Here is a 25,078-nt window from a genome sequence, read left to right on the forward strand (position 1 = left end):
CGTGTCTTCACGCCATAATCTTGCGCGCCACCGCGCCCAGCCGGTGCGCACCAACCCCATGGGTACTGTTTCGAAGGCCGTCAGTGCCAATGCGGGGACCGTTGGTCGCCAAGCAGCGGTTATTGCAGCAGCCTCCGGCCTTATCCTCAGCATCGGCCTTCCGGCCAACGCCGCAGACAACACGGTAGGCGTCTCCGCCTCCGTCGAATCGGCAACCCAGACCTCCCTGGCCGTCACGGCCGCCCCCACGGCCACCGTGTCGTTCGAGCGCCCCGTGATCACCACCGTCGCCGCCCCCGTGGTTGAGGTTGTTGAACCCCAATCCACCGACGACGAAGAAGAAGCCGCAGAAACTGCCACCACCGGCAACACTGCTGTAACGGCCTCTGCCCCCAAGCCCAAGGAAGCCCCGGCAGCCAGCTCTGCCGCAGCCTCCGGCCTGGCAGCGATTGCCTACACGGGCATCGGCAGCCCCTACGTCTGGGGCGGAAACACCCCGGGTGGCTGGGACTGCTCCGGCTTCACCCAGTGGGTCTACGCCCAGGCAGGCATCTCCATCCCGCGCGTCGGTGCATGGAACGCCATGACCCCCACGGCCAACCCGCAGCCGGGTGACCTGGTCATGCAGAACGGTGGCGCACACGTTGGCATCTACGTCGGCAACGGCATGATGATCAGCGCGCTGAACCCGTCCCAGGGCACGCTGCTGCACTCCGTGGCCGCCACGGGCAGCTCCTCCTTCTACACCCTCCGCTAAATCCCCGTTCGGGGCGTGCCGGCGTACCCCAATCCGCCGGCGCGCTCAAAACCCTCGGGCCGCCCAACCGGTCCAGAGGAATCGAAAGTGAGATCCCCCATGTCCAGCAGTGCATCTGCACGGCACCGCGCGGAGGTCACCAAGACCAGCGCGTTGGCCGTCATTGCCAAGACCGTCGGCAGCAACGCCGGCGGCATGGGCCGCCAGGCAGCTGTTATCGCAGCTGCCTCCGGCCTTGTCCTGAGCAGCGGCCTTGCCGCCAACGCCGCGGATTCCGGAATCCAGCGTGAGGCGGCAACCGCCACCGCACTGGACGTCCAGTCCTCGGTCCCCGCAGTCATCGCTGCGGCTTCCAGCGTTGCCATCTCCTTTGAGCGTCCCGCTGTTACCACCACGCCGGCTCCGGTCGTCGAGGAACCAGCACCCGTAGTTGAGGTCAAGGAAGCTCCGGAGGCTCCGGCCCCGGCTCCCGCTGCAGCACCCGTGGCACAGCAGGCCGCTCCGGCTGCCAAGGCTGCTCCGGCTCCGGCCGCTGCGTCCACCGGGCTGAACTCCACCATCCTGGCCGCCGCTTACGCACAGATCGGCGTCAACCAGGACTGCACCATGCTGGTGACCAACTCCCTGGCCGCGGTGGGTATCCACTTCCACGACTGGCCCGCAGGCTACTTGTCCCTGGGCCGCACGGTCAGTGCCGCTGAGGCGCAGCCCGGCGACATCGTCTACTACGCCAACGGCGGCGCAGGCGTTGCCCACGTGGCGATCTACGCCGGCAACGGCCAGGCTGTCCACGGTGGCTACAACGGCAACCAGACTGTCCTCTTCAGCGTCAACGTTGGCTCCGGCCCGGTTTTCATCCGCGTCAACGGCTAGCAAAGCGCTTCAGGCTTAACACAGCAGGGATCCCCGCTTCGGCGGGGGTCCCTGCTGCGTTTAACGCGGTGACACGGTGGGGGCCAAACGCCGCCGATTAGCTCAATCCGTGCTGCGGTGTTTACTCTGGACTTGTCGATCCATAGCCCGGACATGCCGAGGGCAGCCGGCCCTCGTGCCCCTGACGGGTGCGGCCGTGAAGAGGTATGCGCATGCGCACTCTCGTTCTGAATGCTGGATATGAACCGCTGGCGGTAGTCACCTTCCGCCGGGCGCTGGTGCTTGTGCTCACGGGTAAAGCCAGCGTGGTAGCCGAAGGGGATGACCCCGTTGTGGGGCCCCAGGAAATTCTCGGCAGACCCTCCGTGATCCTGCTCAACCGCTATATCCGTCCCCGCTACAACCGGGCCACCGCTGTCAGCCGACGCGGCGTGCTCCGACGTGACGGGCACCGGTGCGCATATTGCGGCAAGGCGGCACACACCATTGACCATGTCCATCCCAAATCCCGTGGCGGTGCCGACTCCTGGGAGAACCTGGTTGCCGCCTGCCTGCGCTGCAACAACCTCAAGGGCGACCACACGCCCGCGGAGATGGGCTGGAAACTGAGGTTCGTCCCCGAGCCGCCGCAGGGAACCATCTGGCAGATCAAGGAGCTGGAGAAGCCTACGCCCGCCTGGGACCCGTTCCTCCTGCCCGAAAACGCAGCCTGATCCGTTTCCGCAACGCCTGGCGCCCGGCGGCGCCGGGTACGCTGGGGCCGTGGAATATGACGCCCTGATCCTGGCCGGTGGCCGCTCCTCCCGGTTGGGTGGCGTACCAAAGGCCGGGTTGATCTACGACGGCGTGCCGCTGGTGGACCGTGCCATAGCTGCGGCCGGGGGTGCGGCCCGGACAGTCGTGGTTGGCCCCGGCGATTCCGTCCGGCCAGATGACGAAGTGTTGCACGCGCGTGAAGACCCGCCCTTCAGCGGCCCGGCAGCAGCAATTGCCGCTGGCCTCGCGTCCCTGGGCCGTGACCGCACGCCCAGCCGTTGGACGTTGGTTCTGGCGTGCGACATGCCGCATGCGGACCGCGCTGTCCCGGTGCTGCTGGCCGCCTGTGAGGCCGCCGCCGGCCGTGATACCGGGGGCGCCGGCCATGCTGCTGAACGCGGCGGCATCGTAGGGGGAGTGGTGGCAGAATCACCTGATGGCCGCAGGCAGCAGCTGGCGGCGGTTTATGACACAGCCATGCTACAAAAGGCGGCGGCCAGGATGGCAACGCTGGGTACCCTGCAAAACGGCTCAATACGTGCCCTCCTTGCTAACCTTGACGTGGTGACCGTCCCGGTCCCCGCAGGTTCAACGGACGACGTCGACACCTGGGCCGACGCTGAAGCGCTGGGTGTGGAACGGGAAGGCCCACCCAATGAAGCAGGCCCGCTCAACGGATCCGGCCAGCGCCTGGATGAAGCTACCTTGGAGGCAGACGGTGAAGACGCAGGACCAGATTCTTGAGGAGTGGAGCAAGCGGCTGCTTGAGGCATATGAACTGGAAGGCCTTGAGGTTGATATCAACGCCATCCTGTCCCTGGCTGGCGTTGCTGCGCACTCGATCGTGAGGCCTGCCGCGCCGCTGACCACCTTTATTGCCGGCTACGCTGCCGGTAAAGCCGCGGCCTCCGGCCAGGCCGACGAGCCTGCCGCGATGGCCGGCGCCCTGGACGTGGCCCGTCAGCTTGCCGGCAACGCATCCACCGACACCGCGGAATGACGCCTCCGGAAACCCCTGCTGCTGCCCCGCACCACCACGCACACACCTGGGAAGAGGCCAGGCAGGCTGCGATCGATGCTGCTGTCCCCATCCCGCCCGGACCCGTACCGCTGCGGCAGGCGCTGGGGCGCGAGCTGGCCGAGGATGTCACGGCGTTGCAGGACATGCCCCACTACGCTTCCTCGGCCATGGACGGCTGGGCTGTCAACGGCTCCGGACCATGGATTCCTGTTGAGCGCGGGCAGCGGCTGGCACCCCACCAGGCCAGTCCCATTGCCACCGGCGGCCTGGTTCCACCGGGAGCCAAGGCCGTGCTGCGCAGCGAGAGCGCGGAGCTGGGAACTGATGAGGACGGCCTGCCCGTGCTGAAGCTGGGTGGTTCCGCCCGTCCGGGGGAGCCGCGCAACGGCCAGCACATCCGCAAGGCCGGGGAGGAAGCGGCTGCCGGCGAGGTTCTGATCAAGGCCGGCGTTACCATCAATCCCGCGCACATCGCCCTGGCTGCGGTGGCCGGCTACGACGAACTGGTGGTTAAGGGCAAAGCGGTGGTCAAGCTGCTGCTGACCGGCTCCGAAGTGGTGGAGAGCGGGCTGCCTGTACCGGGCAGGGTCCGGGACACCTTCGGTCCACAGCTTGCCGACGTCGTCAGTATGATCGGTGGCGTCCGCGGTGAATCGCTGCGGATCGGCGACGGTTATGAGGAGTGGCTGGGCGCCCTTGAGGACTCGCCCGGGGAGCAACCGGCCGACGTCGTTATCACCACCGGCGGGACGGGACGGTCGGACACCGATCACCTGCGCCGTGCCGTCAAAGAGCTGGGCGGCAGGCTGGTGGTGGACGGCATTGCCATGCGTCCCGGCCACCCGGCGGTGCTCGCTGAACTTCCGGATGGGCGCCTGGTGCTGGGCCTTCCGGGCAACCCCCTCGCGGCCATGATGGCCCTGTGCACCGTTGGCTGGCCGCTGTTGGCTGCGCTGGGAGACGGCCGGCCCATGACCGTGCGCGACGTGCCTTGCGGAACCATCATGGAGCCGCAGCTGGGCTACACCCGGCTGCTGCCCTTCAGGATGCTTTATGGCATGGCCTCCCCGGTGCAGCACACCGGCCCGGGCATGATGCGCGGCCTGGCCGCAGCGGACGGTGTGATGGTGGTGCCGCCGCACGGCGTGCAGCTTGGCGAGCCCGTCCCGGCCTTTGCCCTGCCCTGGACCCCGGACCTGCCTGCCCTGGAGGACGCCAAGGCCAAGGAGAAGCCGGCGGCCAGGAAGCCGCGCCGGGGGACTGCGGCGAAATCCTCAGGACCCGTGGACTGGAGCGCCCTCATCGGGTGACATGGTGGCGCCTGGATGATCAGCTTGCAATGATGGAAGTATGCACAGGCAACCACCCCAACAGGACATCAACGAAGATGATCTTGATGTCCACGAGCCCAAGACAAGCGCGGCCGGCCTCAAAGCCGTGGCCGTCGCCATGGAACGCGGGGTGTCCCAGGCCGGTGTAACCCGCACGGTGCGCTCCATGTTGAGGGTGAACCAGCATAGCGGGTTCGACTGCCCCGGCTGCGCCTGGCCGGAGTCGATCACGGGAAAGCGGAAGCCTGCCGAATTCTGCGAAAACGGTGCCAAGGCAATCGCCGAGGAAAACACCACCCGCGTAGTCACCCCCGAATTCTGGGCGAAGCACTCCATCGCTGAACTCGAAACGAAGACCGAGTACTGGCTGGGCAGCCAGGGCCGGATCACCGAACCGGTGGTCATCAGGCCCGGGGATACCCACTATTCACCCATCACCTGGCAGGACGCCTTCAGCCTGATCGGCGAGCGCATCAACGCTACGACGCCGGACCGCTGCGTCTTCTACACCTCCGGCCGCACCGCCAACGAGACAGCGTTTATGTACCAGCTGTTCGCCCGGAGCCTGGGAACCAACAACCTCCCGGACTGCTCCAACATGTGCCATGAGTCCTCCGGCTCGGCACTGAACCCGACCATCGGGATCGGCAAGGGCACGGTGTCCCTGGAGGACATCCACGCGGCTGAACTGGTGCTGGTGGTGGGGCAGAACCCGGGCACCAACCACCCCCGGATGCTTTCCTCCCTGCGCGACTGCAAGGACAACGGAGGCAAAGTGGTTGCCGTGAACCCGTTGCCGGAGGCGGGACTGCTGAACTTCAAAGACCCACAGTCGGTGTTTGGCCTGGTGGGCAACGGAACCACCATCGCCGACGACTTCCTGCAGATCAAGGTGGGTGGAGACCTGGCCCTCTTCCAGGCGCTGGGCCACCTGCTCCTGGAAGCGGACAAACTGAACCCGGGTTCCGTCGTCGACCATGACTTCATCGCCGCACAGACTGACGGCTTCGAGCATTACAAGATGGCCCGCAGCACCATCGACTGGGAGGAGACGCGCCGTGCCACCGGGCTGGGCCGCAGCGAGATCACGCGGTTGGCGGAAATGATGGCCGCGTCCAAGGCCACCATCATTTGCTGGGCCCTGGGCCTGACCCAGCAGCCACACTCCGTGGATACGCTGCGCGAGATCATCAACGTCCTGCTCCTGCAGGGGAACTTCGGCAAGCGCGGTGCCGGCGCCTGCCCGGTCCGCGGGCACTCGAACGTCCAGGGCGACCGCACCATGGGCATCTGGGAGAAACCAAAGGAGCCTTTCCTGGCCGCGCTGGACAAGGAGTTCGGCCTGGCAGTACCGCGCGCCCACGGCTACGACTCGGTGGAAACGCAGGCGGCGCTGGAGCGCGGTGACGTTGACGTGTTCGTCTCCATGGGCGGGAACTTCGTGGCGGCGGGCTCGGATTCCGGGCCCCTCGAAGCAGGTCTGAGGAAAGCCGGGCTCACCGTCCACATTTCCACCAAGCCCAACCGATCCCACGTGGTCCACGGCAAAACCTCCCTGATTCTTCCCACACTGGGCCGCACCGACACTGACGACAAACACCCCGGCGGCAGGCAGTTCCTCTCAGTTGAGGACTCCATGTCCGTGGTGCACTCCACCCAGGGCAGGCTCAAGCCTGTCTCTGACCACCTGCTCAGCGAGCCGGTGATCGTCGCCCGGATGGCAGAGGCAACACTGGGCAGCAGCCACCCGGTGGACTGGAAGGCAATGGCCACTGACTACGACGTCATCCGGGACCACGTCTCCCGCGTCATTCCCGGGTTTGAGGACTTCAACCGGCGGATCCGGGACCGCAACGGCTTTGTGCTGCCCAACCCGCCCCGGGACACGCGGACCTTCGCCACGGACATCGGGCGGGCGCGCTTCACGGTCAGCCCGCTGGAGTACCTCGAGGCACCGCCGGGCCACCTGATCCTGCAGACCGTCCGCAGTCACGACCAGTACAACACCACCATCTACGGCCTGGACGACAGGTACCGGGGGATCAGTGAGGGCCGGCGGGTGATCCTGGTCCACCCCGCCGACCTGTCTTCCCTGGGCTTCGAGGACCGCGAGCTGGTGGACGTTATTTCCACGTTCACGGGAAGTGACGGCCAGGCCAGCGAACGCCGGGCGGACAGGTTCCACCTCATTGCCTACCCCACGGCCCGGGGCTGCGCCGCAGCCTATTTCCCGGAGGCCAATGCACTGGTGCACCGGGAACTGGTGGCCAGGGAGTCCAACACGCCGGGCTTCAAGGCCATGACCGTGCGGTTCGTGCGCCACGGCGGGGACGGCAGCACCCCCCACGGGACATCGAACAACACAACCAGCGGGACAACAAGCGACGCTGTAGAGCCCCAGAACAAAGAAGCGAGGCAACAGTGGGACGCGTAACCCAACGCCGCCGGATCCATAAGTACCTGCTGGACGGTTCGCCGGCCGCAGTCGAATTTCCCATCCGCAACCGGGAGGACGTCCTGGCCGTGGAGGAACCGCTGGAGGTCCGGCTGGGCCAGATGTCCTTCTCCGTGACCATGCGGACGCCCGGTGACGACTTTGACCTGGTGGCCGGTTTCCTGGTGTCCGAGGGTGTCATCTGGGAACCTGAGCAGCTGGTGTCCATGCGTTTTTGCGCGGGCGAAGACGAAGACGGGGTCCAGACCTTCAACGTGGTGGAAGCCCAGCTGCGCCCGGACGTGGCGCTTCCGGAGCGCGGGCGGAACGTCTTCACCAGCAGCTCGTGCGGGATCTGCGGGACTGACTCAATCGACGCCGTCCGGAAGTCCTCCCACCATGAGCCGCAGGGGGAGGGCATGGTGATTCCGGCCGCGGTGCTGGCCTCCCTGCCGGACCGGCTCCGTGAAGCGCAGAGTGTTTTCGAGGCCACCGGAGGCGTGCACGCGGCAGGCCTGTTCAGGATTGATGACGACGGCGGCGTGCAGCTTCTCTGCCTCCGCGAGGATGTGGGACGCCATAACGCCGTGGACAAGGTGGTGGGTTGGGCGCTGCGCGAGGGGCTGTTGCCGCTGCATAACCTGGTGCTGCAGGTCTCCGGCCGGGCCTCCTTTGAGCTGGTCCAGAAGGCCGCCCTGGCCGGAATTCCCGTCCTCGCCGCGGTCAGCGCGCCCTCCAGCCTGGCCGTGGAACTGGCCGACTCCACGGGAATGACGCTGGTGGGCTTCAGCCGCGGCAGCAGCCTGAACGTTTACGCCGGCCAGCAGCGGATTGCGGCGCCTGTTGCTGCCGCGGTTCCGGGGCCAAGCTTGGATATTGCCGGCTGAGACAGTAGATTTTGTCCATCGAATGGACGCGAAAATTGCGGTTCCAGCAAGCTAATGAGGCTATACATTGCATGATGACCGCCGGCTCACGGAAGTCCGTCTTGACCGGTTTATGCGGGAACGGATCGCCCCAGCCGTCTACGCCCGGACCACGCCGCTGCACCTGAGCAGCTGGGAGGTCCCGGGCGAACCTGTGCCGGTGGCCGAAGCCCTCCGCCAGGAGTTCCTGCCGCAGGACCACGGCGCTGCCTGGGGCAAGCCGTGGAGCACCACCTGGCTGCGGCTCCAGGGCGAGGTGCCGCCGGACTGGGGCACTGAGCCGGGTACCGCCGTCGAAATTGTGGTGGACCTGGGCTTTACCAGGGAGACGCCAGGATTCCAGTGCGAGGGCATTGCCTGGCGCCCGGATGGCAGCATCATCAAGGCCATTTCGCCGCTGAACCAGTACGTCCCCCTCAAGCTCCTGGGGTCCGGCCTGGCGATCGACTTCTATGTTGAGGCGGCCGCCAACCCGGACGTTGCCCAGGGCTGGACGTTCGCGGCCACGCCCTATGGGGACAAGTCCACCGCGGGAAGTGCGCCGCAGTACCGCCTTGGCCGGATTGTCATCGCCGAGCTGAACCAGGCTGTCTGGGAGCTGCAGCAGGATATCTGGACGCTGCACGGGCTGATGCACCAGCTGCCCATGGAGCAGCCGCGGCGGCACCAGATCCTGCGGGCACTCGAGGACATGATGGACGTGGTGGATCCTGACGACGTCGGGGGGACGGCTGCCGCCGGAAGGCAGGCACTGCAAGAGGTACTCAGGCAGCCCGCTTATCCCTCGGCGCACCAGCTGGTTGCCACAGGCCACGCCCACATCGACTCCGCGTGGCTGTGGCCCATCCGGGAAACCATCCGCAAATGCGCCAGGACGTTCTCCAACGTGGTGGCACTGATGGACGACCACCCGGACTTCGTCTTCTCCTGTTCCTCCGCCCAGCAGCTGGCCTGGATCAAGGAGTACTACCCGGACCTGTTCCGCCGCATCAAGGAAAAAGTTGCCACGGGCCAGTTCGTCCCGGTGGGCGGCATGTGGGTGGAATCGGATACCAACATGCCTGGTGGCGAGGCCATGGCCCGGCAGTTCGCCGAAGGCAAAGGCTTCTTCCTGGACGAGTTCGGCGTGGACTGCCAGGAGGCCTGGCTGCCGGACTCCTTCGGGTATTCCGCAGCGCTGCCGCAGATCGTCAAGGCCGCCGGAAGCCAATGGTTCCTCACCCAGAAGATCTCCTGGAACCAGGTCAACCGGATGCCGCACCACACCTTCAACTGGGAGGGCATCGACGGCACCAGGCTCTTCACGCATTTCCCGCCCGTGGATACGTACAACTCCGAACTCAGCGGCCGCGAACTGGCCCATGCGGAGCGGAACTACAGGGATCACGGCCGCGGCAACACCTCGCTGGTGCCGTTTGGCCATGGCGACGGCGGCGGCGGACCCACCCGCGAAATGCTGGCTGCCGCGCACCGCACCGCCAACCTTGAAGGCTCGCCCAAGGTCCGGATCGGCACTCCGGAAAGCTTCTTCCGGCAGGCCCGGGACGAATACCGCAACCTGCCCGTGTGGGTGGGGGAGATGTACCTGGAGCTGCACCGCGGCACGTACACCAGCCAGGCCCGCACCAAAAAGGGCAACAGGAGCAGCGAACATCTCCTCCGCGAGGCCGAGCTCTGGTGCACCACCGCAGCCGTCCGCTGTGCCGGCAGCTACGAGTACCCGGCTGCGGAGCTGAAGCGGCTCTGGCGGCTTGTCCTGCTGCACCAGTTCCATGACATCCTGCCCGGCAGTTCCATCGCCTGGGTGCACCAGGACGCCGAGCGCAACTATGCAGCGATCGCCACGGACCTTGAAGCCATCATCGCCACAGCCGCGGAAGCGCTCACCGGTGCCGGGACCACCCGGCTGCTGCTCAACGCCGCGCCCCACGCCCGCGACGGGGTGGCGGCACTGGGCGTTGCCGGGCCGTCCGGGGACGCTGATGGGGTCACGGTCAGCCTGAGCAACGGCTCGGTGGTGCTGGACAACGGCCTGATCCGCGCCAGGCTCGACGCCGACGGCCTGCTGGTTTCGCTGCGGGACCACGCCACCGGACGCGAGGCCATAGCGCCCGGCCAGTTCGGCAACCACCTGGAGCTGCACCGGGATACCCCTAACGAATGGGACGCCTGGGACATCGACGAGTTCTACCGGCGCAACGTCACCAGCATCCGGGAGGCGCAAAGCCTGACGGTGGAGCAGCAGCCCGGGGCCGCCGTCGTGGTGGTGGAACGGGTGGCCGGAAAGTCCCCCGTCACCCAGCGCATTACGCTGGCCGCCGGGAGCCGGTCGCTGGCCATCACCACCAGCGTGGACTGGCAGGAGCGCGAGAAACTGCTCAAGCTCGGCTTCCCGTTGGACGTCCGTGCGGACAGGTCGGCCTCCGAAACCCAGTTCGGCCACGTCTACCGGCCCACCCACGTCAACACCTCGTGGGAAGCAGCCAAGTTCGAGATCTGCGCGCACCGCTGGATCCATGTGGGCGAGCCCGGGTACGGGGTGGCCATCGCCAATTCCTCCACCTACGGCCACGATGTCACCAGGAATGTCAGGGACGACGGCGGCACCACCACCACGGTGCGGCTGTCCCTGTTGCGTGCCGCGAAGTTCCCGGACCCAACGGCGGACCAGGGCTCGCACGAGCTGACCGTCACCATCCGGCCGGGGGCCGGTATCGCCGAGGCAGTGGAAGAGGGCTACCTGGCCAACCTGCCGGCCCGGACCGTCCAGGGCGCGCACGGCGTGGAGCCGCTGTTCACGGTGGATAACCCGGCGCTGGTGATCGAGGCCGTGAAACTGGCCGGGGACGGCTCAGACGATGTCATTGTGCGGCTCTACGAATCGTTGGGGGAGCGCTCGGCCGGCAGCATTACGGCAGGTTTCCCGGTGCAGGGCATTGTGCCGGTTGACCTTCTGGAGAGGCCCGTGGACGCTCCGGGAGTCACCGCGATGCAGGAGGAGGCGCGCCTTGAACTGCGCCCCTTCCAGCTGGTGACCCTGAGGTTCAGCCGCTAGACGTCGTGGTTGAGCCGCTGCACGAACTGGCGGGTCCGCTCCTGCCGGGGTGCGCGCAGCACCTCGGCGGCGGGCCCCCGCTCCACCACCACACCGCCATCCATGAAGATGACCTCGTCGGCGACGCTCCGGGCGAAGGCCAGCTCGTGGGTCACGATCACCATGGTCCAGCCTTCCTCCGCGAGTTCCTTGATGACGCCAAGGACCTCGCCCACAAGCTCGGGGTCCAGGGCGGACGTCGGCTCGTCGAACAGCAGCAGCTGGGGCTTGAGGGCCAGGGCCCGCACAATGCCCACGCGCTGCTGCTGGCCGCCTGAAAGCTCAAAGGGATAGGCATCGCGCTTGTCTGCCAGGCCCACGCGTTCCAGCAGCCGCTCGGCGTCCGCAACGGCCTCCGCACGCGAACGCTTTTGCACCTGGACAGGGCCCTCGATGATGTTCTTCAGCACGGTCATGTGCGGAAACAGGTTGTAGTGCTGGAAAACCATGGCGCTGCGGTCCCGCAGGGAAGCCAGGTCCTTCCGGCTGATGGGTGTGGCGAAGTCGATGGCGAGCGCCGGCGTCCCCGCAAAGGCGACAGTGCCGCCGTCGGGAATCTCCAGCCCGTTCAGTGAACGCAGCACAGTGGTCTTGCCGGAACCCGAGGGGCCGATCAGCGCCACGACCTGGCCGGTGCGCACGTCCAGGTCGATGCCGCGCAGCACCGTATTGCTGCCGAAGGACTTCACCAGGCTGCGGGCGGAAAGGACGGATTCAGTGGGCGACATAGCGGTCCAATCTCTTTTCCAGGACCGACTGGCCCGTGGACAGAACCAGGCAGATGACCCAGTAGACCAGGGCCGCCTGCAGGTACAGGACCATAAATTCCTGGCTGAAGGCGGCAATCTGCTGGGCGTTGCGGAACAGCTCAGTCACCAGGATGAGCGAGGCCAGGGACGTGTCCTTGACCAGGGAGATAAAGGTATTGGACAGTGGCGGGACCGATACCCTGGCGGCCTGCGGCAGGATGATCCGCACCAGGGTCTGCGGCCGGGACATGCCGATGGTGTGCCCGGCCTCCCACTGGCCCTTCGGTACGGACAGGATGGCGGCACGGATGATCTCAGCCGCGTAGCCGCCCACGTTCAGCGAGAACGCAATGATGGCACTGGGCCAGGGATCCAACCGCACACCCATGCTGGGCAGCCCGTAGAAAATCACAAAGAGCTGCACCAGCAGGGGAGTGCCACGGATGACTGACACGTAGAAGCGGCCGGCCGCCGAAAGGACGGCGTTGGGGCTCAACCGCATGAGCGCCACCAGGAGCGCCAGGACCAGCCCCAGGGAGAAGGATGCCAGGGTCAGCGGGATGGTCCCCGTGATGGCCCCGCTGATGATCGGTCCGAAGGAACTCCAGACGAGATCCCAGTCCATCTACTTGGTGACGTCCGCGCCGAAGTATTCCTCTGAGATGCCTGCCAGGGTGCCGTCTGCAGCGAGGTCCGCCAGCGCCTTGTCCACTGCTGCCACCAGTTCCGTGGAGCCCTTGCGGAACGTGAACGCGCTTTCGGTCTTCTCGGTGGTTTCCGCGGCGATCTTCAGCCCGGAGTCAGGCGTGGACTTGGCGTAATCGAGGTACGTCAGTTTGTCGTTGACCGTGGCATCCACGCGGCCCTGCTGGACCAGCGTGGCGCTTTGGGCCCAGCCTTCAACGGCCTGGACATTGGCGCCGGCGTCCACTGCCATCTTGTAGAAGCTGCTGGTCAGGGACTGCGCGGTGGTCTTGCCCTTGAGGCTTTCGAAGCCCGTGATGGAGTTGTCCTCTTCCTTCGTGACGATCACTCCCGTGGAGATCGTGTACGGAGTGGAGAAATCATACTTGCCCTTGCGCTCGTCAGTGATGGAGATCTGGTTGGCAATGGCGTCGAAGCGCTTGGCATCCAGGCCGGCGAAAATGCCGTCAAACTGGGTTTCCTGGAAGCTGGCCTTCACGCCGATCTTCTCTGCAACGGCCTTGGCAATTTCGACGTCGAAGCCGGTGAGCTCGCCTGCGCCGTCCGCGTGGAAGCTGAACGGCCGGTAGGTGCCTTCGGTGGCGAAGACGATCTCGCCCTTTGACTTCACGTCGGAGAGGGAAGTGTCCCCTCCGCTTTCAGCAGGGCCGGACGGGCCGCCGCACGCGGTCAGCGCCAAAGCTGTGGCGGCCAGGATGCTTGCAAGCGCCGTACGGCGGGAGTGGTGGCTCTTCATAAAATCATCTTAGCCACGGACACACGGCGGGTTCGTTTCAAAGGGGCCGTTAAACAGGCTGAGTGGGGGCGGGTCCCCAACGGCCCGCCACCACTCATCCCCCCAATGTGCGTGAAAGCTCGCACAGGTGCAAGAAATTATCCCCGTTCGCAACACCATCGGCTCAGGCGCTTTCACACATTCATGATTATGCCAGTCTCTAATGATTTTGTGAAAGTACTGCAGGTTACTTTTTGGTAAATGACTTTTTGCTTCGCTGGCGGGCTGTGCGGAGCTTGGCAATCCAGATCAGGGTCAGGCCCACCACGTAGCACAGGATGGCTGTGTAATTCGTGACGAATTCGGCCGGGCCAAGGGCAGGCGGCAGCCAGGGGAAGGACAGGGTCAGGATGATGGCCACCGATCCTATGCCCAGCAGCAGGGCACCGACGCGGACCAGCCAGGGCAGGTTCCTGGCGGCGGCACCGAACATGGCGGGCACCAGGACAGCTGCCACATACGAGGGATACAACCGGCCGGCGGCGCCGTAGTACTCCACCAGGGTTGCGTTGGAGTCACTCTTGGCCGCCACCTGGACCAGACCCGCGGAGGAACCGGAAGTGTCCATAAGGAGGAACGTGCCAATCACGGCGATACTGCAGACGGCCAGTGCAATCATGCCGGGTTTGCCGGTCAGCAGGGCGTACTCCCTCTTGGCGCCGAAGCCCTTGGCAATCTTTACGCCGACGAAGAAGATGGCCCCGAAGATGACGAAACGCAAAACGAGGTTGGCAACATTGACCCCGCCAAGCACCCCGTCAATGGCGAGGTACGGTGCCTCGATACTGAGCAGGATGGCAAGGGTCAGCAGGGCAAAGATGTAAAAGAGTGCCCGGTTCTCGCGCCGCAGGGCGCTGGGCAACCGGGCAATCGTTACGCCGGCGCAGACCGCCAGTGTGACCCACTGGAGCGTTGCTATCATCCTAGGTTCTCCCAGATCATGTCGGTTTGTTCCTGGTCCTGCTCCTGGCGCCGCAGGGTGCGCCCCAATGCCTGTAGCCGCTCGCCCGCCAGCGCCACCAAACGGGCGTCGGACATGCTGTTCAGCGCCGCACGCCTGGCCCCCGGATGCCAGCCCGCCTCCACCTCGGTGACCAGGCCGCTGGCCACGAGGCCTGTGGCGGGGCAAACACCTGCCGCCACGGAAGTGGCGAGGGCAAGTTCAGGCGTGAGCCGGTTGGCCGTCAGCTGCGCCGAATAGTTCTGGGGAGCAATCCCGGTGGCGGCGGCCACGCGGTGGCGGAGTTCGCCGTCGTCAATGGCATCAACCCAGTTCTTCACGGAGGTGCTGTGCGGGACTGCGTCCAGCGGGGGAGCCTCAACGGCGGTGCCCTCCGGCTCCGTGGCTGAACGGGCCAGGATGGTGCGCAGCAGATCCGTGGTGGAAACCTGGCTGACCAGTTCCTCGGCCGACGGCGGGGTCCCCGGCTGGGCCAGCACCCGGAACCCGTCAAAGGTGGCAAGTGCCGCAACGGGGTTGACGCCATACGCGCGGCTGATGGCCACCACCGTACTTTCGGCCACCTTGCCCCTGACCATCTGCTGCGCCAGCGTGGTCCGCTTGATGCCCGATACCCGGCAGACGTCGGCCGCGCTGGTGTCCGGGGCGATGCCCTGCAGCCAGCGCTGGAACGCTTTGGCGGGAAGTGGCATTAACGAAGCTCTCTGCCTTGACGGGCTGTCCGGAAGGATGGCTGGGACCGGTGATCCCGATGACTCACATGATCTTAGTCTTGATTTGCTGCAGCAGCCCACGTGGACTAAAGTTAATGGTCGAACCCGTTGGTCCGTACACCCCCCAAGTCCGGACCAGCGGGTTCTTCTATGCCCGGATGTTTTTGCCCCCGGTCTTCTTCCGCAGGGGACGCGGCCGCTGTGCCGGGCGGTGAGAGGATGGACCCATGACTGCAACGCTCGTAGCCAAAGACCTAGCCGGCGGCCACGATCACCGCACCCTCTTCAGCGGACTGTCGCTGACCGTTGCCCCCGGCGACGTCGTGGGAGTCGTCGGAGCCAACGGAGCCGGAAAGTCCACACTGCTGCGCCTGCTCGCCGGAGTGGATGAGCCCCAGGGCGGAACCGTCAGCCTGGCGCCGTCGGACGCCTTCGTGGGCTGGCTCCCGCAGGAGCACGACCGCATCCCCGGTGAGACCATTGCCGGCTACATCGCCCGCCGCACCGGATGCGAACGGGCCACCGCGGACATGGAAGCAACGGCCGAAGCGCTCGGATCCGGGGCTCCCGGTGCTGACGACGCCTACGCGCTCGCGTTCGACCGCTGGATGGCTTCCGGCGCCGCGGACCTGGACGAACGGATTCCGGCCACCCTGGCTGACCTTGGCCTGGAAACCGGGCCGGACGCCGCCATGACCGCCCTCTCCGGCGGGCAGGCCGCCCGCGTTGCGCTCGCCGCCCTGCTGCTGAGCCGGTTCGACGTCGTCCTCCTGGACGAACCCACGAACGACCTTGACCTGAACGGCCTGGACCGGCTGGAATCCTTCGTCCGCGGGCTGCGCGGCGGTGTGGTGCTGGTCTCCCACGACCGCGAGTTCCTGTCCCGCTGCGTCACCACGGTGGTGGAGCTGGACCTGCCCCAGAACGCGGTCAACGTCTACGACGGCGGCTACGAGGCCTTCCTGGCCGAACGCGAAGTGGCCCGCCGGCACGCCCGTGAACGCTACGAGGAATTCGCCTCCACCAAGGCAGACCTGGTGTCCCGGGCCCGCACGCAACGCGAGTGGAGTTCCCAGGGCGTCCGCAACGCCATGAAGAAGAGTCCGGATAACGACAAAATCCGCCGGGCCGCCAGCACAGAGTCCTCCGAGAAGCAGGCACAGAAGGTGCGGCAGATGGAATCCAGGATTGCCCGCCTGGACGTGGTGGAGGAACCGCGGAAGGAATGGCAGCTGCAGTTCAGCATCGGCCAGGCCCCGCGGTCCAGTTCGGTGGTTGCCACCCTGCGTGACGCCGTCGTCCGGCAGGGGGCCTTCACGCTGGGACCGGTGAACCTCCAGCTGAACGCCGGGGAGCGGATCGGCATCACGGGCCCCAACGGAGCCGGCAAATCAACCCTGCTGCGGCTCCTGCTGGGCGTGCAGGAACCGGACGAGGGCGCAGCGTCGCAGGGCGCGTCCGTGGCCATCGGGGAAATCGACCAGGCCCGCGGACTGCTGGCCGGGCACCTGCTCCTCGGTGACGCCGTCGAGGCCGTCCTGAAGGACATGAACCCGGCCGAGGTCCGCACCCTGCTGGCCAAGTTCGGCCTGAAGGCAGACCACACCGGCCGCACCGTGGACTCCCTTTCGCCGGGGGAGCGCACCCGCGCCGCCCTTGCACTGCTGCAGGCCCGCGGCGTGAACCTCCTGGTCCTGGACGAACCCACCAACCACCTGGACCTTCCGGCGATCGAGCAGCTGGAAGAAGCCCTGGAAAGTTACGACGGTGCCCTGCTGCTGGTGACGCATGACCGGCGCCTGCTGGCCAACGTACGCCTGGACACCCACTGGCATGTGGACGGCGGCAGGGTCACCGAAGTCCTGGCAGGAACCGGAGAACACACGCTGTGAGCATGGATCGGGTGGCCTGGGGGTCGCTGCACACCATCACCCGGGCAAAGAGCGGTTCCAAGCCGTTCTCCAAGGAAACCCTGAAGCGGGTGCTGGGCTTCGCCAAGCCGCACCGGGGGAAGCTGATCGCCTTTGTGCTGCTGTCCGTGGTGCTGGCGTTCCTGGCTGTTGCCACTCCGGTCCTTGCCGGCCAGGTGGTCAACGCGATTGTGGCCAAGTCCGCGGCAGAAGAGGTGGTCCGGCTCGCCTTGCTGATCGCCGCCGTCGCGGTCGCCGAAGCAGGCGTTGGGCTGCTGAGCCGCTGGTTCTCCGCGACCATCGGTGAGGGCGTCATCCTGGACCTGCGCACCAAAGTCTTTGACCACGTGCAGAAAATGCCCATCGCGTTCTTCACCAGGACCCGGACCGGCGCACTGGTCAGCCGGCTGAACAACGACGTCATCGGTGCGCAGTCCGCCTTCGCCGGGACGCTTTCGGGCGTGGTGAGCAACGTGGTGTCCCTGATCCTCACCCTGGTGGTCATGCTGGGCACGTCCTGGCAGGTGACGCTGCTGGCCATGATCCTGCTGCCCGTCTTCCTGATCCCCGCCCGCCGGATGGGTTCGCGGCTGGCGGACCTGCGCCGCGAAGCCGCCGAACACAACGCCACCATGGGCACCCAGATGACCGAGCGCTTCTCCGCTCCGGGCGCCACGCTGGTGAAGCTGTTCGGCCGTCCGGACGAGGAATCCCACGAGTTTGCGGTACGCGCCGGCCGCGTCCGGGACATCGGCGTCCGCACCGCCATGCTGCAGTTCACCTTCGTCACCGCGCTGACGCTGGTCTCCGCGCTGGCGCTGGCACTGGTTTACGGCCTGGGCGGCTGGTTCGCCATCACGGGGCAGCTGGCCGCGGGCGACGTCGTCGTGCTGGCGCTGCTCCTCACCCGCCTCTACGCGCCGCTCACCGCACTGTCCAACGCCCGGGTGGAAATCATGAGCGCCCTGGTCAGCTTCGAGCGCGTCTTCGAAATCCTGGACCTGAAGCCGCTGATCCAGGAGAAGCCGGACGCCGTGGCCATCCCCGCGGGGCCCGTTGCCGTGGAGTTCGACGACGTCCGCTTCTCCTACCCTGCCGCGGACAAGGTCTCGCTCGCCTCCCTGGAGGACGTTGCCACCCTGGATACCCGCGGCGGCGAGGAAGTGCTGCACGGCATCAGTTTCCGCGTGGAACCGGGCCAGACGGTTGCCCTGGTGGGCTCCTCAGGGGCCGGCAAATCCACCATCGCCCAGCTGCTTTCACGGCTGTACGACGTCGACTCCGGAGCCGTGCGCCTTGGCGTCGGCACCCACGAGACGGACGTCAGGGACGCCACGTTCGAGGCCCTGCGCGCGACGCTGGGCATGGTCACCCAGGACGGCCACCTGTTCCACGAATCCATCGCCTCCAACCTTCGCCTCGCCAGGCCCGACGCCACAACCGAGCAGATGTGGGAAGCCATCCGGCAGGCCCGGCTGGAGCCCATGATCCGCTCACTGCCGGACGGCCTGGACACCGTGGTGGGCGAGCGCGGCTACCGGCTCTCCGGCGGCGAACGCCAGCGGCTCACCATCGCCCGGCTGCTGATCGGCCAGCCCCGCGTTGTGATCCTGGACGAGGCGACAGCCGCCCTGGACTCCACCAACGAGGCTGCCGTGCAGGCGGCACTGGGGGCCGCGCTGGAAGGCCGGACCGCAGTCGTGATCGCCCACCGGCTCTCCACCATCCGCGCCGCAGACCTCATCCTGGTGGTCGAGGACGGCCGCATTGTGGAGCGGGGCACCCACCTGGACCTGCTGGCGGCGTCCGGCAGGTACGCCGAGCTGTACAGGACGCAGTTCGCGGAGGCCACGGCCGCCGTCGAGGACGCCGGGGCTTAGGCCTTCAGCGCCGGCAGGACGTGGTCCGTCAGGAGCGGGGCGAGGTCTTCCGGCAGGGCTGCGTCCAGATCCAGCCAGCGGATCTCGGCGATCTCCGCTGACGGCACGGCATCCCAGACGCCCGGCGCGGAAAAGACTGTTGCTTCGATGTCCGTGGCGGCCTCATTGGCGGCGTCCGCGATCCAGGTGCCCAGCAGGGTGAGGTCCGCGGGGGCAATCACAATGCCCACTTCTTCGGCCAGTTCCCTTGCTGCAGCTTCAACAGCTGATTCGCCGGCTTCCGGTTTCCCGCCCGGGTGCATGAACTTGGTGGTGCCGCGTTTGCGGACGGTGAGCAGGCGACCGGCGGCGTCATAGACGCAGACGGCGGAGACAACAATGCGGGGATTCTGCGGGATCAAGTGCCCTCGATTGGAATCGAACCAACGACACCGGCTTTAGGAGAGCCGTGCTCTATCCACTGAGCTACGAGGGCCTGCGACCGGGCGAAACGGCCCGGGCACGGATACCAGCATACAAGGTACCGGGGGTACTACGCTCAAACCATGAGTCCAGCCGGCACCGTGGCCTATATCCCTGACACCGCGTCCACCCGGGCGTACATCGGAGCGTGGTCCGTGCTGAGCGTCCTGCAGTATTTTGCGGCGGAGGCCGCGGTGATCGGTGCGTGGGCCGGACCGGCGCCCTACAGCCGCTCCACCGGCCTGATCAGCGATCTCGGCGCCCTGCACTGCGGGATCTACGATGGCCGGAACGTGTGCTCGCCGCTGAACTGGCTGATGAATGCCTCATTTGTGGTGCAGGGGCTGGGCATGCTGCTGGGCGCGCTGCTGCTCTCTTCCGGACTTTTGTGCGTAGCGGCCCGGACGGGAGTGCTGGTGGCCCCCGGCCGCGGCGCAGCCCACCGCAGTCCGTGGTGGGCCGCCGTTGCCGTCAGGGTCCTTACCGCGGCCGCCGGGGCAGGCACGGTAGTGGTGGGGCTGGTCCCGGAAGATGCCGGATCCACGCTGCATTTCGCCGGCGCCGTGGCATACTTCCTGGCCGGGGCGCTGGCGCTGCTGGTGCTGGGCTTCCTCTGGTTGCGGCAGACCCCGTGGGCGTGGTTCCTGCTGGGGTGCGGGGCAGTCTCCCTCGCAGCGCTGGCCGTCGGCGGGATCACCGCAATGAATGTCCCGCTGCCCGGGCTGCTGGAACGGCTGATGGCCTACCCGGTCACGCTGGGCATGGCCGCTGCGGGACTGGTGGTGGCACGGCGCGTCCACCGGCACCGGGCCCGGTTGCGGGCTGCCGCCTATTCAGCGGGAGGCTGAGCAGCTTTCCGTGAACGGGCGCCTGCGGAGTTGAGGAACACCGCGGCACCACCGGCCAGCAGGCTCAGCACCAGCAGTACCCAGCCGGCAACGGTGAGGCCGGACGCCAGGGCCACCTGGCCGGCGTCGAGCGTTTCACTGGACATCACGCCGTCGATCACTGCATTGCCCCACAAGCGGACCACCACAAACAGCAGCGGCACCGCCCAGAGGATCCACCGCAGCACCTTCCGTGCAACGTTGGTACCGATCAGCAGCAGCCACGTGAAGCCGAAAAGAAGCGGGAACAGGACGCCGGCAGTCTTGTGCACGTAGTTCAGCTGGCCGCGGGCGTCACTGTCCATGGCATCGCGGAGCTGCCCGATGTAGGCGGCATCAAAACCGCCCACCAGTGAGTCCGGCATGGCCAGGCCGCCGGAAAGCTGCGAGAGCTGGTTGAGCGTGAGCAGGTGCAGGTACCAGAACAGGAAAAGGCTGGCCACCACGCCTGCAATCAGGATCAGGCTGGCATTGCTGCCGGCCTTCTGCGGGGTCCGGGTGGTGGTGGGGTTCAGGACCGGCGGCAGGTGATGCTGCGGCACCGCAGCCTTGTTGCCGTGCTTCTTCATCCGCTGCGCTGGGGTCTTGGCCATAGCTTCCATTATCGCCCCGCCTAGACTGATTCCATGACCACCGGCAGGCACAGCACCCTTGACCTTGATCCCGCCCTCGACGACTTCGCGCTCGCTTCAGCCCTGGTCCGGGAAGCCGGCCAGCTGGCCCTCCTGATGCGGATGGCGGGCCTGCAGGGCGAACGCAAAACCTCAATTTCCGACGTCGTAACCGCCGCTGACCACGCGGCTGAAGCGTATGTGCTGGAGCAGCTTCGCCGCTGCCGGCCTGACGACGGAGTGCTGGGGGAAGAAGGGGCGGCCTTCGCCGGCACCAGCGGCCGGACCTGGGTGATCGACCCCGTGGACGGCACGTACAACTTCCTGCACGGTTCCAGCTACTGGTGCTCGGCCCTTGCGCTGAAGGACGCCGCCGGGACCGTGCTGGGCGCCATCTACCAGCCGGAAGAGGACAAACTCTGGCTGGGCGGCAGGGGCCGGCCCGCAACACTTAACGATTCGGCCCTGGCAACGTTCGGCGCCGATGGCCTCCGCGGCGACCGCCCGCTGGCTGAAATCGGCGCGGCCACCTACATCCATCCGCTGTGGCTGGCGGACCCCATGTGCGCCATGCCGTGGCACGCCGCGGCTGTCTCAGCGGCAGCGCTGCGGATGCTCGGCTCAGGTTCCTGCGACCTCGGCCGGGTGGCGGACGGCGAGCTGGGCGCCTGGTTCCAGCACAGCTGCCCGGAATGGGACTGGCTGCCGGGCAAAGCGATAGTGGAGGCTTCCGGCGGGGCCACGGACACCGTCTCCATCAACGGGCTGGAGTGGTTTATGGCCGGAAGCCCGACGGCGGTACGCCAGTTGCGTGCGGCCCTCGAGACCGGGCGGGTGGGGTAGCGGACCTTCGCTGTCTGACCCAGCGCCTAGACTTGTCTACACCATGGATATGTTGTTTGACCCTTACTCCAACGGCCCCTTCAAGGCCGCACCCAGTGCTGCCGCACGCCCCCAGACCCGTGCTTTCAGCGCCGGGGACGGGCCGGGACTGGGCGGTGGTGCGGAGCCTGCAAGGACGCCGTCCCTCAACGCGGCGCAGCTCCTGGAGGGGCTGAACCCGCAGCAGGAAGAAGCAGTCAAACACGCCGGCGGGCCGTTGCTGATCGTGGCCGGCGCAGGGTCAGGCAAAACCCGCGTGCTGAGTAACCGGATCGGCTACCTCATTGCCACCAAGCGGGCCCACCATGGCGAGATCCTGGCCATCACCTTCACCAACAAGGCCGCCGCGGAGATGCGCGAACGCATCGAGGCGCTGGTGGGACCCCGCGCCAAAGCCATGTGGATCTCCACGTTCCACTCGTCCTGCGTCAGGATCCTGCGCCGCGAAGCCGCGAACGTCGGGCTGAAGTCCAATTTCTCCATCTACGACTCCGCGGATTCCCTGCGCCTGATCACCCTGGTGGCCAAGAACCTGGAACTGGATCCCAAGCGGTTCGCGCCCAAGGCCATCCAACACAAGATCTCCGCGCTCAAGAACGAACTGATTGACGACGACGCCTACTGGTCCTCGGCCAACCACAACGATCCCTTCGAATCCGCTGTGGCCCAGGTCTTCAAGGGCTACACCCAGCGGTTGCGGCAGGCCAACGCCATGGACTTCGATGACCTCATCGCCCAGACGGTCTACATGTTCAGGGCCTTCCCGGCGCTCGCCGAGTCCTACCGGCGCCGTTTCCGGCATGTGCTGGTGGACGAATACCAGGACACCAACCACGCGCAGTACGCCCTGGTGCGCGAAATCGTGGGTGAGGGTGAGCAGGCGAGCGAGCTGACCGTCGTCGGCGATTCGGACCAATCCATCTACGCGTTCCGCGGCGCGGACATCAGGAACATCGTGGAGTTCTCCAAGGACTACCCCACGGCGCGCACCATCAAGCTGGAGCAGAACTACCGCTCCACCCAGAACATCCTCAGCGCCGCCAACTCGGTGATCTCCCGCAACCCCAACCGGCCGGAAAAGCGCCTGTGGACGGCGGAGGGGGACGGCCACAAGATCATCGGCTACGTGGGCGAAAACGAACACGAGGAAGCCCGCTTCATCGCCAAGGAGATCGACAGGCTCCAGGACGAGGACGGCCTGCGCCCCGGTGACGTTGCCATCTTCTACCGCACCAACGCCCAGTCGCGGTCCATTGAAGACGTCCTGGTCCGCGTCGGCCTGCCCTACAAGGTGGTGGGCGGCACCAGGTTCTACGAACGCAAGGAAATCAAGGACGCCCTGGCCTACCTGCGGGTGCTGGTCAACCCTGACGACGACGTCAACCTCCGCCGGGTGCTCAACGAACCCAAGCGCGGCATCGGGGACCGTGCGGAAGGCGCCATTGCCTCGCTTGCGGAACGCGAACGGACCTCGTTTATGGCCGCTGCCCGGCGCGCGGACCAGGCTCCCGGCATGGCCACCAGGTCCGTGAATGCGGTCCAGGGATTCGTGAAACTGCTGGACGACCTCGCCGTAGTGGCTGCCGGCTCCGGAGCCTCCGCAGCGCTGGAGGCCGTCCTGGAACAGACCGGTTACCTGGCCGGACTGCGCGCCAGCACGGACCCCCAGGACGAATCCCGCGTGGAGAACCTCGCCGAACTCGTGGCAGTGGTGCGCGAATACGAGCAGGAGAATCCCGAGGGAACGCTGGAAGCCTTCCTGGAGCAGGTTTCCCTCGTTGCCGATGCTGACCAGATCCCCGACGCCCCGGGAGCCACCGAGGCAGAGGCCGCAGCCGCCGTCGCGGAAGCCCGCCGCCTGGGCGTGGTCACGCTGATGACGCTGCACACCGCCAAAGGCCTGGAATTCCCGGTGGTCTTCCTCACCGGCATGGAGCACGGCATCTTCCCGCACTCCCGTTCGGCCACGGACCCCAAGGAACTCGCCGAGGAACGCCGCCTGGCCTACGTTGGCCTCACCCGTGCCCGCAAGCGGCTCTACATCACCCGCTCGGAAGTCCGGAACCTGTGGGGCCAGAGCCAGTACAACCCCGCCAGCCAGTTCATCGAGGAAATCCCCGGGGACCTGGTGGAGTGGAAGCGTGAGGGCACCAGCCGCAGCGTCGGAGGCTGGGGGAGCGGTGCAGGCGTTGGCTCCAACCGCTACAGCGGCTCGTTCTGGGGAGCCGGAGCGGCGCGCGGCGCTGGCGCCGATTCGCACGCGGGCTTCAACGCGGACGTCCCGGCCGCCATTGCCAAGAACCGCGTGCAGCCGCAGAAGGAAGTCATCGCCGTCAGTGTGGGGGACAAGGTCAACCACACCAGCTTCGGCAACGGCACCGTGCTCGCGGTGGAAGGCGCCGGAGACAAAACAGTGGCCAAGGTGAAGTTCAGCGTGGGGGAGAAAAGGCTGCTGCTCCGTTACGCGCCACTGACCAAAGTCGAGGCCTAGGTGCGGCGGCACTCACTGCGGGGCGCGCTGATGGCGGGTGCCGCCGTCGTGCTGTTGGCTTTAACGTCCTGCAGCATCAGCCAGGAGGATCCCAACTACGTTCCGCCCGCCCCGTTGCCGGCACTGGAACAGCTGGCCCAGGCGCCGCTGGCGGACCCTGAGCCATACTCCGCGGGGGAGGGCCTGCTGAGCTTTGTGACGGAAGACCGCAACATTGTGTGCTCTCTGACTTCGGTCCGTGGCGAGCACGTCAACCTTCCATACGAACCCAACAATTACGCAGACTCCGCCAACAACAAGCTGCCCATCGTTCCCGCGGCGCACTGCGAACTGGCCCGCTATCCCAAGCCTGAATCCGCGGACGTCACCAGCGACTGCGCTGGCACCAACATGGGGTACCTGGGCGGCACGGCCATCGCACTGCCGGACAGCGCCCGGTACGGCGAATGCAGGACAGGGGTGACCAGCATGGAAGCCGAATACGGGCCCAACGGGCAGGCAGGCGGACCCATTTCCCAGCTGGTGGTGCTCCCTGACGGGCAGAACCTGGAACGCAACGGGCTGCGGTGCTCCGCCTATAACGGGGGCGTGGCCTGCGGGAACGTCTCCGCAGGTGTTGGATTCTTCGTGGCGAAGGACAAATACGAACTTCTTTCGGCCCCGCCCGCGGAGCCCACAGCCGTCCCGGATGCCACAGGAACGGCCCCAAAAACCCCGTGATCGCGCGGTTTTTCTACGCTTCATAGAATAGTGTGCTTACTCACATAACCGGTAGTCTAGGTCGGGCTGGTCCCCGCGAAGGACTAGAGTTCCCCATGGAGCATTACGCCGCGTGGCTCGTTTCCAACAGGCCTGGCGGC

22 protein-coding genes and 1 tRNA gene are annotated in these 25,078 nt (G+C 66.6%); 15 read left to right on the forward strand and 8 right to left on the reverse strand.

The window, feature by feature from the left end:
* The first annotated feature begins 58 nt into the window (after positions 1–58).
* The 9 genes from ACPJW8_RS04035 to ACPJW8_RS04075 all read left to right on the forward strand — a co-directional run bounded on the left by ACPJW8_RS04035 (position 59) and on the right by ACPJW8_RS04075 (position 11,153).
* Positions 59–757, forward strand: a complete 699-nt coding sequence (locus tag ACPJW8_RS04035) for a C40 family peptidase (protein ID WP_330187007.1) — start codon at positions 59–61, stop codon at positions 755–757.
* A gap of 99 nt (positions 758–856) precedes the next feature.
* Positions 857–1,630, forward strand: coding sequence for an NlpC/P60 family protein (locus tag ACPJW8_RS04040; protein WP_330186540.1), 774 nt, complete (start codon positions 857–859; stop codon positions 1,628–1,630).
* A 212-nt stretch (positions 1,631–1,842) separates the two neighbouring features.
* Positions 1,843–2,343: an HNH endonuclease gene (locus ACPJW8_RS04045; RefSeq protein WP_330186541.1), complete on the forward strand. Its 501-nt coding sequence runs from the start codon at positions 1,843–1,845 to the stop codon at positions 2,341–2,343.
* A gap of 49 nt (positions 2,344–2,392) precedes the next feature.
* Positions 2,393–3,130, forward strand: coding sequence for a molybdenum cofactor guanylyltransferase (mobA, locus tag ACPJW8_RS04050; RefSeq protein ID WP_330186542.1), 738 nt, complete (start codon positions 2,393–2,395; stop codon positions 3,128–3,130).
* On the forward strand, positions 3,105–3,386 hold the full coding sequence (locus ACPJW8_RS04055; RefSeq protein ID WP_330186543.1) for a DUF6457 domain-containing protein: 282 nt from the start codon (positions 3,105–3,107) through the stop codon (positions 3,384–3,386). The genes mobA and ACPJW8_RS04055 overlap by 26 nt, the downstream gene beginning before the upstream one ends.
* Positions 3,383–4,717 carry a molybdopterin molybdotransferase MoeA gene (locus ACPJW8_RS04060; RefSeq protein ID WP_330186544.1) on the forward strand — a complete coding sequence of 445 codons (1,335 nt, stop codon included), beginning with the start codon at positions 3,383–3,385 and terminating at the stop codon, positions 4,715–4,717. Before ACPJW8_RS04055 ends, ACPJW8_RS04060 begins: the two co-directional genes overlap by 4 nt.
* A gap of 40 nt (positions 4,718–4,757) precedes the next feature.
* Positions 4,758–7,172, forward strand: a complete 2,415-nt coding sequence (locus ACPJW8_RS04065) for an FdhF/YdeP family oxidoreductase (RefSeq protein WP_330186545.1) — start codon at positions 4,758–4,760, stop codon at positions 7,170–7,172.
* Entirely contained in the window at positions 7,160–8,059 is a 900-nt protein-coding gene (fdhD, locus tag ACPJW8_RS04070) for a formate dehydrogenase accessory sulfurtransferase FdhD (protein ID WP_330186546.1), read from the forward strand. The genes ACPJW8_RS04065 and fdhD overlap by 13 nt, the downstream gene beginning before the upstream one ends.
* 67 nt (positions 8,060–8,126) lie before the next feature.
* A complete protein-coding gene (locus ACPJW8_RS04075) occupies positions 8,127–11,153 on the forward strand; it encodes an alpha-mannosidase (RefSeq protein WP_330186547.1) in 3,027 nt (1,008 codons plus the stop codon).
* On the opposite strand, the gene ACPJW8_RS04080 is transcribed toward ACPJW8_RS04075, so the two are convergent.
* The 5 genes from ACPJW8_RS04080 to ACPJW8_RS04100 all read right to left on the reverse strand — a co-directional run bounded on the left by ACPJW8_RS04080 (position 11,150) and on the right by ACPJW8_RS04100 (position 15,074).
* Complete coding sequence (locus ACPJW8_RS04080) at positions 11,150–11,920, reverse strand: amino acid ABC transporter ATP-binding protein (protein ID WP_330186548.1); 771 nt, start codon at positions 11,918–11,920, stop codon at positions 11,150–11,152. The two genes, ACPJW8_RS04075 and ACPJW8_RS04080, sit on opposite strands and share 4 nt — an antisense overlap.
* Positions 11,907–12,566, reverse strand: coding sequence for an amino acid ABC transporter permease (locus tag ACPJW8_RS04085; RefSeq protein WP_330186549.1), 660 nt, complete (start codon positions 12,564–12,566; stop codon positions 11,907–11,909). Before ACPJW8_RS04085 ends, ACPJW8_RS04080 begins: the two co-directional genes overlap by 14 nt.
* A complete protein-coding gene (locus ACPJW8_RS04090) occupies positions 12,567–13,382 on the reverse strand; it encodes an amino acid ABC transporter substrate-binding protein (RefSeq protein ID WP_330186550.1) in 816 nt (271 codons plus the stop codon). It abuts the gene before it with no gap.
* A gap of 226 nt (positions 13,383–13,608) precedes the next feature.
* Positions 13,609–14,343, reverse strand: a complete 735-nt coding sequence (locus ACPJW8_RS04095) for a hypothetical protein (protein ID WP_330186551.1) — start codon at positions 14,341–14,343, stop codon at positions 13,609–13,611.
* Positions 14,340–15,074 (reverse strand): hypothetical protein, encoded by a 735-nt coding sequence (locus ACPJW8_RS04100; protein WP_330186552.1) that lies wholly within the window; start codon positions 15,072–15,074, stop codon positions 14,340–14,342. The genes ACPJW8_RS04095 and ACPJW8_RS04100 overlap by 4 nt, the downstream gene beginning before the upstream one ends.
* A 248-nt stretch (positions 15,075–15,322) precedes the next feature.
* On the opposite strand from ACPJW8_RS04100, the gene ACPJW8_RS04105 reads away from it, so the two are divergent.
* Both ACPJW8_RS04105 and ACPJW8_RS04110 read left to right on the forward strand, forming a co-directional pair.
* On the forward strand, positions 15,323–16,987 hold the full coding sequence (locus ACPJW8_RS04105) for an ABC-F family ATP-binding cassette domain-containing protein (protein WP_330186553.1): 1,665 nt from the start codon (positions 15,323–15,325) through the stop codon (positions 16,985–16,987).
* On the forward strand, positions 16,984–18,885 hold the full coding sequence (locus ACPJW8_RS04110; protein ID WP_330186554.1) for an ABC transporter ATP-binding protein: 1,902 nt from the start codon (positions 16,984–16,986) through the stop codon (positions 18,883–18,885). Before ACPJW8_RS04105 ends, ACPJW8_RS04110 begins: the two co-directional genes overlap by 4 nt.
* Here the strand turns inward: ACPJW8_RS04110 and ACPJW8_RS04115 are convergent.
* Positions 18,882–19,286, reverse strand: coding sequence for an NUDIX domain-containing protein (locus ACPJW8_RS04115; RefSeq protein WP_330186555.1), 405 nt, complete (start codon positions 19,284–19,286; stop codon positions 18,882–18,884). The genes ACPJW8_RS04110 and ACPJW8_RS04115 overlap by 4 nt on opposite strands.
* Position 19,287: 1 nt before the next feature.
* Positions 19,288–19,360 (reverse strand) — tRNA-Arg (locus ACPJW8_RS04120).
* 70 nt (positions 19,361–19,430) lie between these two features.
* Between ACPJW8_RS04120 and ACPJW8_RS04125 the strand changes: the two genes are divergently transcribed.
* Positions 19,431–20,195, forward strand: a complete 765-nt coding sequence (locus ACPJW8_RS04125) for a DUF998 domain-containing protein (RefSeq protein WP_330186556.1) — start codon at positions 19,431–19,433, stop codon at positions 20,193–20,195.
* On the opposite strand, the gene ACPJW8_RS04130 is transcribed toward ACPJW8_RS04125, so the two are convergent.
* A complete protein-coding gene (locus ACPJW8_RS04130; protein WP_330186557.1) occupies positions 20,177–20,827 on the reverse strand; it encodes a hypothetical protein in 651 nt (216 codons plus the stop codon). The two genes, ACPJW8_RS04125 and ACPJW8_RS04130, sit on opposite strands and share 19 nt — an antisense overlap.
* 33 nt (positions 20,828–20,860) lie before the next feature.
* On the opposite strand from ACPJW8_RS04130, the gene ACPJW8_RS04135 reads away from it, so the two are divergent.
* The 3 genes from ACPJW8_RS04135 to ACPJW8_RS04145 are packed head-to-tail and all read left to right on the forward strand — an operon-like array spanning position 20,861 to position 24,938.
* A complete protein-coding gene (locus ACPJW8_RS04135) occupies positions 20,861–21,688 on the forward strand; it encodes an inositol monophosphatase family protein (RefSeq protein ID WP_330186558.1) in 828 nt (275 codons plus the stop codon).
* Between the two features lie 49 nt (positions 21,689–21,737).
* On the forward strand, positions 21,738–24,218 hold the full coding sequence (gene pcrA / locus ACPJW8_RS04140) for a DNA helicase PcrA (RefSeq protein WP_425256408.1): 2,481 nt from the start codon (positions 21,738–21,740) through the stop codon (positions 24,216–24,218).
* A 30-nt stretch (positions 24,219–24,248) separates the two neighbouring features.
* A complete protein-coding gene (locus tag ACPJW8_RS04145; RefSeq protein WP_330187008.1) occupies positions 24,249–24,938 on the forward strand; it encodes a hypothetical protein in 690 nt (229 codons plus the stop codon).
* The last annotated feature ends 140 nt before the right edge of the window (positions 24,939–25,078 follow it).

The sequence above is a fragment of the Pseudarthrobacter sp. J47 genome (assembly GCF_049810315.1).
In the GTDB taxonomy this organism is placed as follows: Bacteria; Actinomycetota; Actinomycetes; order Actinomycetales; family Micrococcaceae; genus Arthrobacter.